The sequence below is a fragment of the Moorena sp. SIO3E8 genome, from assembly GCF_010692445.1.
Lineage (GTDB): Bacteria > Cyanobacteriota > Cyanobacteriia > Cyanobacteriales > Coleofasciculaceae > Moorena > Moorena bouillonii.
Genome location: NZ_JAAHHM010000077.1, coordinates 23,779 through 35,834 on the forward strand (window position 1 = coordinate 23,779; position 12,056 = coordinate 35,834).

Genomic DNA, 12,056 nt, shown 5'->3' on the forward strand with positions numbered 1-12,056 from the left:
CCTATTGCCTATTGCCTATTGCCTATCCCCTGTTCCCTGTTCCCTGTTCCCTGTTCCCTATTCATTGATAGTAATAGGCCAGAAATATGTGAAATCCTAGCATCACAAAGAATACACTGACTAGGAAGATATGGGTGGATAGCCAGACAGAGCGTAGATTACGAATTAGGGGACCTTTAGATATACCCGGTAGTATCGTGCCAATGCCATCCTTTGCTGGCACCCAACCAAAATATTTTCTAGGAGATTCCAGCACCCCGGTTTCCGCTACAACACCGACTAGAGCCGATAGGATTACACCAAAAAATACCCACAGGAATATAGAATTAAAATTCTTACCCGTCGCGCCAATGGTATGAATTAATGTTGTTCCTAAAAGGGCGACTCCCAGAAAGATATGTAAACTCCGCCACAGCTGTATGGAACCAGGAATAGTAAACTTAATCATCCAGCCACTACTACGCTTTCTAGCCGTTAGTACTATCTCAAACAATACAAAGGCTAGGGATAGATAGCCGGTAATTTGCTTATAAAGTTCCCCTTGTAAAAGCTGATACCATTTAAAGTAATTCTCCCGCAGCATCGGTATATAAAGGGGACTGAGGGCAAAGGGAGTCAGAATTACCACACAGATGAAGGTGAGGATGATTAAGGTAGAAAATTTGGGCTTCATAACATAGTGGCTTTTCGGTTAAACCTATTTTGTAAGCATTCAGCAGTCAGCAGTCAGCACTCAGCAGTCAGTGGTCAGCAGTCAGCAGTCAGCAGTCAGTAGTCAGCAGTCAGCAGTCAGCAGTCAGCAGTCAGCAGTCAGCAGTCAGCAGTCAGCAGTCAGCAGTCAGCAGTCAGCAGTCAGCAGTCAGCAGTCAGTCATGCCTGATAGCTGATAGCTGTTCGCGTAGCGTGGGCGTAGGGCATAAGCTGATAGCTGATAGCTGATAGCTGATAGCTGATAGCTGACACATTTCCCCTAAAAATTAGGTACCTTCTAGAGGCAGATTAATGATGATGCCACCCATGACTTCGCCCATCTCAAAGACTTTGTCGGGATAGCGCTCTTTGTGTACAGGATGGGTGTTGTGGCAAGTGATACAGGCTTCAGCCACAGCTTTATCAGGGTAGACGGCAGAATAATAGGTTGTACCGGCAATTTCTTGATAGTCTTTGTAAGGCTCACCGGTTTCAACCACTCCTGCCATCGCTTTCTTTTCAAATTCAGATTTTGGCGCTTGGTTATCGTTGATATTCCAAGGGGAAATTAAGCCGTAGGTAAACTCTCCGTTGTCAGCAGCAATCTCTGCTCCTAGACGGAACATCTGAGCTGGTAGCGGAATACCACCAGTTTGTTGCCAACCTTCAGTGGCTTCAGCATCAACTACTCCCTTTGGCTTGTCTTTGCCTTCTAATTTCTTCAAGCGGTTAATGACGTGCTTGGTGTAAGCGGTGCGGTCTGCTAACAGCACGGTATGGATATAATCCACAACTAATTCTGGAGCAACACCTCCAGCTTGCTGACTGGAACCGTCGCCACAAGCGACAACAGTGACGCAAATCGCTAAACCTAAGGCAATTAATCCCACAGCTTTGGTTTTCATGCGATGTAGCAATGTCTTGATTGCCATGATTTCGTATCTCCTCTCGTTGTATTTAATTGGTATGACGTGGCTATGACGTAGCTATGACTAGGGCTAGGAATGATTAGCGTTAGCTAGTAGCGTTAATTAGTAGCTTTTACTACTAGTAGCGTTAATTAGTAGCGTTAATTAGTAGCTTTAGTTAGTAGCTTTAACTACTAGTAGCGTTAATTAGTAGCGTTAATTAGTAGCTTTTACTACTCTTCAGCCTGACTCGACCGTTTCTTCTCAAATGCACGAACTAGATCAAAGGTTTCTAGCTTCAGGGTAGGAGGTTGAGAAAAGTTTTCCTCCACTAGCTCATCGTCGAAGATGCTGTTATAGCTATACTCGACGCTGTGACAGTTCATACAAACTTCCTTAACCATGCGATCGCGTGGTTTAAGAGTAAAGGTATTGTTGTGATTAACGACAATTGTGTTTTCTGTGTTTTCCAGCTGCTGACGAGGTAGATGACAGCTAGCACAGGTCACCGATTCACCATTGGGTCTGGGTAAGGTGCCTTGGTCGGCAAATAGTTGGGCATGCTTTGAGTTTTGATAGTTGAGGGAGTGGGTGTCATTATGACAGGTCAAGCAGGAATCTACAGAGGCTTGCCAGGTATCTACAGAATGGACATTGTGACAGCTGTTGCAGTTCATTTGCTTGTCCATCGCTGACTCTTTCATCGGCAAATGAGCCATTGCTGGTGTCAAGGGAGATAGTCCTTCTGAGATCCGAATGCCATGCTTACCATACAGAAAGGTCTCAACCGCTACCTCATGGCAACTTTGACAACTTTCCTGGGTTGGTTTAACCACTAATTCTTTAGTTTCAGAGTCTTGGTGACAGCTAGAGCAGTTAACGTCTGCTAAGGCATGAGCACTGCCTTGCCACAACTGATTAATCTCAACTAATTCCGCTTGGGAAAGCGATGCAGCGGCGTCTTTGGGCACACCCCCATTGGCTACATCAATAACAGTGTTTGCGTTACCTCGGATAGCGCTGACCAATACCAACCCAATTAGGACGAGTACAATGGCAATCAGTTTTTTCATGACTCGCTCCCCAGGAATTCTTCACCTAAATCGGGAGTAGGCGCTTCTTCTAATTCCCCAGTAACTGTCCGCTCCAACAGTACAGGTTCTGGCAACATCGGCAACTGATCGATATTCTGACGCAGGAATCCTGTAGAGATGGAGCGGTGGTCGTGGAAGTTATGACAGCCTGCGGTCCAGCAACCATCCCGAGTAAATCCTGTATGACTGGCTAAGTCACCGGTGATGATGCCTTCATGGCAAGCCATACATAGGTCTGGCTTGAGGTGAACTCCTCGCCCAAACATATGGACGTGTTCGTTATGACAAGCAGTACAGGTCAGTACATCTATCTTGGTTAAGAGTTCAGCCCAACGGGGGTCACGGAACTTTTTAGCTCCGTGAGCATCTGCTGCCATTTCGGCTTCGTGGCAGCGCATACAGGTTTCGTTGGTGACCGGTTTAAACCCCTCATGACAGGAGTTACAGGACACCTCAAACAAAACATGCCCCTCCGAGGTAGTGCCAGGAAGGAACACACTGCGGTGATCTAACGCGAAGGCAGCGGTTAACCACGTTAGTAGGATCACCATCACACCGATGATGACTACCTTGGATTGGAGAATAGTGGGCTTAAAAAACTTACCTAGATTGCTTGCCATTTATTTTTAACTATTTACAACCCCATGGCTTACAAGAGCATGGCCAGGATCAGGGTAACAATTGCACCAGCTCCAAACACTCCACCGAATAATGGCCAGTTAATTTTGCTTTCTGGCACCTCATACTGTTGGGGGCTGGCTGTTGTCGCCTCTGGTTTTGGGGAATCTAACTCCACTTCTTCAGAGGAATAATCCGCACCATCCAACATGATGGTGGTAATGGCTCCGTAGGCGTCTACCCAGGCTTGCTTGACCTCTGGTGTCCAATCCGCACCCAAGTATTGCTCAAAGGTTTTTAGGAGGCTATTGCCCACTAATGGATAATGTTCTGGAAGCGCTCCATACTTAACATGTCTCGCTCCTAGTCCTTTGAGGGCTGCACCGAGGGTATCTGGTTTGCGTAGATTTTCTACTACCAGTACCAAGGAAGCCAGCAGTTTTTTCTGTTGCGCCACCATATCTGTGGTATCGAACAGAGGCTGGGCGGCTGGATAATCGGTGAATAAATTTTCGTAGAAGCTGGCTACAAATTCTGTAGCGCGAGGCTTAACCTGATCAAAGCTTTGTTCTAATAGTTCAACTTGTAAAGACATTGTTCTATATTACTCCGTGTGATTTACATGTTATTTACATGGGATTTAACTGTTAGTTTGGCACCCAGCACCCGATAATTACTTAAGCCCACTTCTGGGTTGGGGTTATTGAGGTTGAGAGCTTGACATCCGCTAAAGGTAGATGCCCAGTGGAGATAACCTCCCACCAGGCAGGATGTAAAGATGTCTAACTGTGTAAGGTTCCCACTGACTAACTGACTAAGTCGATGTGATTAGATCAATAGTCCATATCGATATCTAACGATAGGTTTCACAATTGGGAAACATCGTAGCTTTGGTTACAAATAATTTATAAAAATGAATAGTATGCATTAAACTATTGCATGTAATACATTTTCGATTTGATAATTAGGCTTTTGTTGGAGAACGCTTAAATTGGAGTCCGATATTCGGGTCGGAAAATCAGCTGTTCGTCGGATCAGTCTCCTCTGTGATCGAGATAGTAGTCAAATGCACTTAATTTGGTTGATGCAGTTAATTTTTTATTGCCGTGAGGCAACGATTAAACAATGCTGAACATTTTAAAACAAGCCAGTCTTGCTGGACAGCAGGAAAATTTTTCATTACTAACTCACCATCTTCAGCAGTTGTCCTTAGGGAAAAATGGTCAGACACAGCAGCGGTTAAATGATGAAGAGTTTCAGCTAGCCTTGAGTCTGGGATTACAGGTGCTCAAGAGTGGGGATTTTCAAGAAAAATGGGATTTAGTAAAGGTGCTACCAAAACTGGGGAAAGCTGTTATTGCTCCGGTAATCAGCATCCTAGAAGATGAAGCACTAGATTTGGAAGTCCGTTGGTTTGCTGGTCGGATCTTAGGTCAGTTTGATGACCCGGCAGTTGTGATGGTGTTAGTCAAATTGCTGAAGGATGGTGAGGATGAAGAGTTAGCCTATATGGCTTCTGAAGCACTGGCCAACATTGGGACTTCAGCAGTGGCGGCTTTAAGCCGTTTTCCAGAATCCCCAGAGGCCAGATTATTGGCAGTGCAAGCCCTGGCTCATATTCACCGTCCGGAAGTGATTGAGCCATTGCTGAGTGTGGTTAATGACCCCAGCTGGGAAATACGGGCTACTGCTATTGAAACCCTCAGTAATTTTCGCTCACCTTCAATTACTCCAGTGCTCCTGAACGCCTTAAGCGATAACGTGGCAGCGGTGAGGAAAGAAGCGGTGATTGGTCTAGGGTTACTACGCACTCTGTTGCCAGATTTAGATCTAGTCAAGCGGATTAAACCATTGCTTTATGACCTGAATTTGGAGGTTTGCCACCAAGCTGCGATCGCACTCGGGCGTTTAGCTACCTTGGACGCCCATCAAGCGTTAGTTAAGGCACTCCAGTCACCACCTACACCAATCACTTTACAAATCGAGATTGTCCGTGCTTTCAGTTGGGAGTTTACTACCAATTCCCTACAACAGTTGCAAGCAGTGCTGAGGGAGGCAGCCACACCAGTCTGTCGGGAAATCATTAGCGTCCTGGGGATGGTAGAGTCAGACTATTTGAAACCCAAAGCGGCTGAGATTTTGATCGACTTTTGTCAATCAGGGCAACTGGCTACGGAAGATCACCAAATCAAACAAACTCTAGCCATGTCCCTAGGACAATTAGCTCAATTTGAATCAATACCATTACTCAAAGACTTGGTCGCAGACTCAGATCACTCCGTGAGCTTGCATGCGATCGCAGCCCTGAAAAAATTCCCATTGTAAATTTTGATTGTAAATTCCCAGTAAATTCCCATGAGTCTAGGGGCGTAAAGCTTTCAGAGCCTACCGTTGCTAACGCTTGCATTTTTTTGTGCTATACTCTATACTTATGGTTTGATTCAGAAGTGGGCTACCCCTTAACTCAAATCCCTAAGGTGGACGTTAATTGAGGAGAGCCGATCTGAGCCATCCATAGAGACAACATAAAAATCAATAAAAAGCAAAGATATTGCGGAGCAAGCGTGGTTTAGCAGCCAATTCTGGGCGTTTGCTTCACGATTTTGCCACAAAAATTTGCTAGCATCAAGTACACTCGCGAACCCTAGGGGACGATTTGGCAGAAGGCCGTTGAGTAGTCCAGCCTCAATTGTTCCTAGACTTGCTCTGTGGATGGAGAAATACGAGTGAATATAAACGAAGATCCCGTATTCAAAGCACTTCTGAGTTCACTGAACACAAATCCAGGCTTTGACTTTACTAAGCACCAGATTCCAGCTCAAAAGTGTCTCAAACTTGAATCACTAGATACTAAGCAATCCTCTCTACAGCCGGAGCTGCTCTATGCTGCTCTAGAGGAACTCTCTACGGGTCTTGAGGAACTCAGCGAGAAGTATGAGGCTTTGCAAGCGGCTTACGCTGTGTTACAAGCACAGCAAAAACACTACCATAATTTGTTTGAATTGGCTCCTGAGGGTTACCTGGTAACCAATGGTCAAGGAATTATCCAAGAAGCAAACTATGCAGCGGCTAGTCTACTCAACGTACAGCAGTATTATCTGGTCGGTAAACCGCTGATGAGCTTTATCAGTGAAGCTGAGTCTAATCGCTTCGAGCACCAACTCCACGAGCTCCAGGAATTGCAAAAGCTCAAGGACTGGCAAGTGGTGTTGTGTCCACGGCAAGGTAAACCTGTAGCGGTTGATATGTCAGTATCTGTCTGTTGTGACCCTCAAGGCAATGTTGTTAGTATCCACTGGCTGATACTCCATGTCACTGGGTTCTAGAACTGCTAAAAAAACTTGAAGTCAAAGACATCAGGGCTCTACAATGCAGTTTTAGCATTACCGTTTCTCTGGAGTTGAGCAAACCCCTGAGTAAGATCATCAATTTACTACCACAGATGGCTGATTCTAGCTATTCCGATCTTTTTCAATCATCAATTAACTTCCCTGAGCCTCTATTAACCGATTAGTGTGGCGGGAATCGGGAATCGGGAATCGGGAATCGGGAATCGGGAATCGGGAATCGGGAATCGGGAATCGGGAATCGGGAAAAAATACTGTTTACCTGATAGTTATGAAAAATGCTGTAACTATCAGACTACAATTTTTTGTGTACCGACAAATGCTGTTTCAAAGGTAAACTTTTCATCTTCTAGCAGCATTTCAATTACTTCTCGCAAATTTTCCTTTAACTCGTCTAAGGTTTCTCCCTGAGAATGTGCGCCTTTCAATCCTGGAATATAACCAACGTAGAGATTGGTATCCAAATCTCGCTCAACAATTGCAGTAAATGTTTTCATGAAATTCTAGTTTTTAAATTTAATAATATCTTATAGCGGTTTGCGACTTTTCAAGTAGCGTGAGCTTTTAGCTGACGGCTGTTCGCGTAGCGTGGCCAAAGGCCTTCGGCTGACGGCTGACGGCTGTTCGCGCTACGTCATAGCCCCTTACCGCCAGTCACCGATTATAACAAAGGGTGCCCAGTAATAGGGATGCTGGTAGTAAGGGTGTTTCAAGATACTTAACTGAGCACGGCGCAGGGCTTCAGCTTTGGTAACGTTCCGTTGAGTGAATTCTTTGTAAAACTGATTCATAAACACAGCACTGGCTTCGTCGTTAAAATACCACAGAGAACCCAGAATACTGCGTACTCTAGACCTTAGGGCTAATCCCGCTAATCCAAAAGGTGTTTGATTATTCCCTATAGCACTATAATCAGCACTGAGGACGAGTAATTCAATCGGGTCGAATTTTTCCTGTTCTTTTGAACCCAGTAACTTCTCAAACTCTTTGGGTGTAATTGGTTCGTCCCAAGCCAATATAAATGTATCTTCTGATTCTGAAGAAAACTGTCCATGGGTTGCCAAGTGAACTACAGGGAAGTAAGAGGAGTTAAGTGCGTTTTCCAGGGCTTTACCAGTGAAGTCCTGATTAAATAGGATTGAACTCGGTATGATTGAGCTAATTTTTTCTAGCTCCACCTTAACAAAGGGTATTGCTGGATAACCTTGGCGGGATTCAGAAAGTCCAGCAATCAAAGCTTTTAAAGGTCTTGGTTTCTGGGGCTGAGGCTCTAGTATCTGTAAAGCAGGGGTGACAGCAATAGCATATTTTTCTACTAAATGCTGCTCACCATCGTGAAGAGCTGCCATGGGAATATATCTTAGCCTACTATTGGGAACAAATACGAGAGTCTTGATGCTACTTTTAGCTAACTCAGTTTCTGCTGGTTTAATCAGCCATTCGTAAACTTTTAGGGAGAATCTATACCATAAACCTCGTCTATGCACCTGAGGAAGCGTGTAGAGAAATTCCTGAAGCGTTTCCTCAACTTCTTTTGCAGATAAAGGTGTTGAGTAGCGGTGCAATGGTTGACCGGGCAAGTGAAGAATTACTTCCAAGCAGTCGTCCAAAATAATAGGATAGATTACTGCTGCTTGGGAATCAATCTGATCAATTTCAATTAGATTAGCAGGCACAGGAACTATCTCACGGAAGCTGTTGAGTTGAGCCAAATTGATAGATTCAATAACCTGACGAACTTTTCTAAGATTTTTCTGCTTATATCCAGTTTCTTGAGAGTCCAAAAGTGCTACAATAAACTCCTGATAAACACTTTCTACAATCTCTCCAAAATAAACCTTTATAGCTGGATTTATACTGCTTAAATCCCTACCTAATGATTGGAGAGTATCAAAAGCCTTGCCGTAAGCATACAAGGCTCCTTTAGTATCTCCTTGAGCTGCCAGCAAACGACCTTGGGCATTTAAAGCTTGAGCAAGAATGATGGAGTGATCTAGAGAGTTTCTATTATCTGCACTTTCTAATCGTTTCAAACTCTCTGAAACTGCATTTTTTGCCTGATCAAACCGTTTAAGTTGCTGATAGGCAATGGAAATATTGCTCAGCAGCATGGCTTGTTTGAGTTCATAGTCTTGAATCTCAAAGGAGAGAGCTGCTTGTTTCCAGATTATTTCTGCCTCAGAACGCTTATTGGCTTTGTAAAGTTTTCCACCTAGTTCAGATAGCTGCGAGACATGTTGAAATTCTTGCTTTACCTGGTTAAGTTCTAACTTGGCAGAATCAACTTGGCGATTCGCGTCTACTACTAGAATTACTGTTAGTATTCCAGAAATACCAGCTCCCAATAACGCTAAAATTAAGACACCAAATCCGAAACGCATCTGCCCTTTGGCTTTCCGATTCGCCTCAGTTAGTATCAGATTTATCGTCTGGGCTGCTTCCCTATCTTTCCTCTCTCTCTCTAATTCCGCATTTCGTTCTTTTTGAGCAATTTGCTCCTCTATCTGCTTTTTCTCACTTGCCGCCAGAAACTGCTGATCCTGATAACTTAAATTCTTACCCTTGGCCCAAGCTTGAGCATTCTTTAGAGTTTTACCCCGCAACAATAGTGACTGATCCTGACAATCTGACGCCACCCAAGCCCTAAAGGCTTCCGAATAGGGACGTAACTGGGCTAATTCTTGGTTAATCCAGTCCTGATTAAAGACTTCACGGTAGATCGGGTTATAGACTTTAAGAACTGGAGACGTTCCAAGTCTGTGCTTGACCACTAACCCAGATAACTGTAACTTGCCCTCTTCAAAACTGTTATTAGCAACAACTTCCCCCTGCTGCCACACCTGCTGATACAAGTCCAACAAATAGGCAGCCCGTTGCTCATTAGAAAGAATGCGATCGCGTATGGTCTTCAAGTGCTCTGGTTCATCGGTAGCTTCCCAGTTGTCGATAAAATGCGATCGCACTAATGTCTCAATCCATACCTTCTCCCTCTCCCCCCTTGTTAAGGACTTCTCAATCCATGCTTTCTCCTTCTCCCCCCTTGTTAAGGGGGGTTGGGGGGGATCCAAACTTGTCAAGGGCTTCTCAATCCATGCTTTCTCCTTCTCCCCCCTTGTTAAGGGGGGTTGGGGGGGATCGAAACTTGTTAAGGGGGGTTGGGGGGGATCGAAACTTGTTAAGGCTTGGGGGGGATCCCAACACCCAGAACTCACCACCAACTGACAAAGCTTTTGAGTAAGAAACGGTTGTCCTCCTGTCCACTTGACTATCTCCTGGATCACAGCCTGGGGATTACTGACATGTCCCTCCAACCCCTTGACTAACGGCTCTACTTCATGGAGTTGAAAGCCATGTAACTCAACAGCTCGGCCAATATTAAACGGGGTGCGGTCTTTATCTGCTATTAAATCCCCCGGTGTCGCCACCCCCAACAGCACAAAACTGATCCGATTATAGGCAGAATTTTCTGCCCGTTTGTTATAACAGGCTCGAATTAGGGCAAAAAAGTCATCTTTAAACGCTAGTTGCAGAACGCTATCAATTTCATCAATAAAAATAACAATCCTTTCCGCAATTTGGATCAGTAATACCTCTTCGATAAACTCCCGAAAAAGCTGTACTGGGGGAATATCTTTGTGCTCATTGAGCCAGCTGCGAAATGATAATTTCTCTTGTAGACCGAATCGGTTAATCAGGGTTTTGGTTAAGCCGCCATACCATTTCTCTGGGGTAACCTGTTGGGTTCCTAATTCCGTAATATCAATGGATGCACAAGCCACCCCCTGGTTTTGCAGCCGTTTCATGGTTCGCACTCTCAGGGAAGACTTCCCCATCTGGCGGGAATTCAACACATAGCAAAACTCTCCAGCCAGCAACTGCTGGTAAAGTTCCCCGTCAGCGGTACGCACGACATAAGTAGTAGCATCCGGTGGTAGGCATCCCCCAACCTGATAGGCTCCTGTACTCATGGCAGTTCTCCAAGGCGGTCTTTAAAATACTGTCGATATAAATTACAACTGAGCCTGACCTGATTGCCCTGCTTTTTGACTAGCCCCATGCTGTACAACTTATAGGTTGCTATCAAGTCCAGACCCACAGGAGCGTTAGCATCAATCACCTGTAACAGTGCTTTGGCCAAGTCTGGGTGTGGTTGCAGCATCCGCCACAGATGTCGCAGGTGGTTAGCGTAGATGCCAGCATCTGTAGGAGCCGCTTGCAACAGTTGCGCCAGGGAGTCATTACCGTGGATTTGGCAGTGAGATAAGGCTTGCTGTACCAGATCAGGATGACCTCCCACCATCTCCATCAGTTGCTCCACAAGGGATTCACTCCAATCCTGTCCATGTTGTCGGGCTAATTCCTGGACTTGTTGGGGGGTAAATTCTGGCAATTCAATGGGCACTCCCACATTAAACGGGGATTCATTAATATTGAGGGGGATATAAACATCTGTGGAATGGACAACTACCAACCGCAACCGTTTCCAGACCTGTTCCACTTTCCCCCGTTCGTGCCACGCCCTCAGCAATCCCAAAAATTCCGAAGCTACCTCAGGGTAGGGAAAAACTCGGTCTACTTCATCCAGACATAAAACCACGGGAGCGCCAGCTTCAGGCAGAAGATAGTTCTCAAAGTATTCGGTACAATCCACCTTAGCGGTGGAAAAGTCTTCATCCCAATAGTCTCTTAACCGATTCGGTATCTTCAAGGTTTGGCCAACACTGATACAAAACCACTTGAACAATCGATCGACATCGGTCAAGTCATTGCTATGGGCTAAGTGAAAATTTACATAGGCCTTTCGGTAGCCCTTCTCGGCAAACTGATCCAACATTCTCACCATCAGCAATGTCTTCCCCATCAGCCTAGGGGCTTTAATTCTGACTAAGGCACCGGGAGCTAAAAGGGCTTGATAACAAGACTGTTCAATGGGAGGACGTTGGACATAAATCAATGAAGACTCTTCTTCAGGGCAGTGTGTGATCACTACTTCTGAGTTTATTGTTCCATGGGCTGACGTATCATTAGTATTTTCGTCAAAGAATGCTATGGCGTTCCAGTCTTGCCCCAGTTTTTCACTAATTTCTTTGAAATTCAGGTTATCTACAGCTTTCCCATTGAGATAATTATTGACGGTTGATAGAGATATCAATAACTCGTCAGCTAAATCTTTCTGGCGAGGATAACCGTTGCGTTGAACCGCTAGTGCAGCGCGGTAGAAATGCTTGAGCAGCTGCGGATAATGGTGAAACAGAAGGATGAACCGCTGACCCACTCGATGCTCAGCTCATCCGATTACACTCTTCACAACTAGGCTATGCCTAACCCCCATCCCTTGAGGATGCAATGAGCACGGTAACAGTGAACCAGCTGAGGGCATGATGTCTTCTCAAAAAAAG

Annotated in this window: 12 protein-coding genes; 4 read left to right on the forward strand and 8 right to left on the reverse strand. The window is 45.1% G+C overall.

The features are described 5' to 3' along the window. Positions 1 to 61: 61 nt before the first annotated feature. Positions 62 to 673: a hypothetical protein gene (locus tag F6K46_RS25955; RefSeq protein WP_293066493.1), complete on the reverse strand. Its 612-nt coding sequence runs from the start codon at positions 671 to 673 to the stop codon at positions 62 to 64. A 70-nt stretch (positions 674 to 743) separates the two neighbouring features. On the opposite strand from F6K46_RS25955, the gene F6K46_RS25960 reads away from it, so the two are divergent. After that, a complete protein-coding gene (locus tag F6K46_RS25960) occupies positions 744 to 887 on the forward strand; it encodes a hypothetical protein (protein ID WP_293066494.1) in 144 nt (47 codons plus the stop codon). A 90-nt stretch (positions 888 to 977) separates the two neighbouring features. Here F6K46_RS25960 and F6K46_RS25965 read toward each other — a convergent pair whose 3' ends face one another. The 4 genes from F6K46_RS25965 to F6K46_RS25980 all read right to left on the reverse strand — a co-directional run bounded on the left by F6K46_RS25965 (position 978) and on the right by F6K46_RS25980 (position 3,905). Then, positions 978 to 1,622 (reverse strand): DUF3365 domain-containing protein, encoded by a 645-nt coding sequence (locus F6K46_RS25965; RefSeq protein ID WP_293066497.1) that lies wholly within the window; start codon positions 1,620 to 1,622, stop codon positions 978 to 980. 209 nt (positions 1,623 to 1,831) lie between these two features. Next, positions 1,832 to 2,671 (reverse strand): cytochrome c3 family protein, encoded by an 840-nt coding sequence (locus F6K46_RS25970; protein ID WP_293066500.1) that lies wholly within the window; start codon positions 2,669 to 2,671, stop codon positions 1,832 to 1,834. Next, the gene (locus F6K46_RS25975) at positions 2,668 to 3,312 is read right to left on the reverse strand and encodes a cytochrome c3 family protein (protein ID WP_293019230.1); all 645 of its coding nucleotides are present in this window, start codon (positions 3,310 to 3,312) and stop codon (positions 2,668 to 2,670) included. Before F6K46_RS25975 ends, F6K46_RS25970 begins: the two co-directional genes overlap by 4 nt. A 29-nt stretch (positions 3,313 to 3,341) precedes the next feature. Further along, positions 3,342 to 3,905 (reverse strand): globin family protein, encoded by a 564-nt coding sequence (locus F6K46_RS25980; RefSeq protein WP_293066503.1) that lies wholly within the window; start codon positions 3,903 to 3,905, stop codon positions 3,342 to 3,344. A gap of 530 nt (positions 3,906 to 4,435) precedes the next feature. Between F6K46_RS25980 and F6K46_RS25985 the strand changes: the two genes are divergently transcribed. From F6K46_RS25985 to F6K46_RS25995, 3 genes are all read left to right on the forward strand, one after another. Beyond that, positions 4,436 to 5,635: a HEAT repeat domain-containing protein gene (locus tag F6K46_RS25985; RefSeq protein ID WP_293066505.1), complete on the forward strand. Its 1,200-nt coding sequence runs from the start codon at positions 4,436 to 4,438 to the stop codon at positions 5,633 to 5,635. Positions 5,636 to 6,036: 401 nt separating this feature from the next. Continuing rightward, on the forward strand, positions 6,037 to 6,636 hold the full coding sequence (locus F6K46_RS25990; protein WP_293066508.1) for a PAS domain-containing protein: 600 nt from the start codon (positions 6,037 to 6,039) through the stop codon (positions 6,634 to 6,636). Between the two features lie 187 nt (positions 6,637 to 6,823). Further along, entirely contained in the window at positions 6,824 to 6,994 is a 171-nt protein-coding gene (locus tag F6K46_RS25995; protein WP_293066510.1) for a hypothetical protein, read from the forward strand. On the opposite strand, the gene F6K46_RS26000 is transcribed toward F6K46_RS25995, so the two are convergent. From F6K46_RS26000 to F6K46_RS26010, 3 genes are all read right to left on the reverse strand, one after another. Continuing rightward, entirely contained in the window at positions 6,948 to 7,154 is a 207-nt protein-coding gene (locus F6K46_RS26000) for a type II toxin-antitoxin system HicB family antitoxin (protein WP_293066513.1), read from the reverse strand. The genes F6K46_RS25995 and F6K46_RS26000 overlap by 47 nt on opposite strands. Before the next feature lie 147 nt (positions 7,155 to 7,301). Further along, positions 7,302 to 10,625, reverse strand: coding sequence for a CHAT domain-containing protein (locus F6K46_RS26005; protein ID WP_293066516.1), 3,324 nt, complete (start codon positions 10,623 to 10,625; stop codon positions 7,302 to 7,304). Then, a complete protein-coding gene (locus F6K46_RS26010) occupies positions 10,622 to 11,932 on the reverse strand; it encodes an AAA-like domain-containing protein (protein ID WP_293066519.1) in 1,311 nt (436 codons plus the stop codon). The genes F6K46_RS26005 and F6K46_RS26010 overlap by 4 nt, the downstream gene beginning before the upstream one ends. Between the last annotated feature and the right edge of the window lie 124 nt (positions 11,933 to 12,056).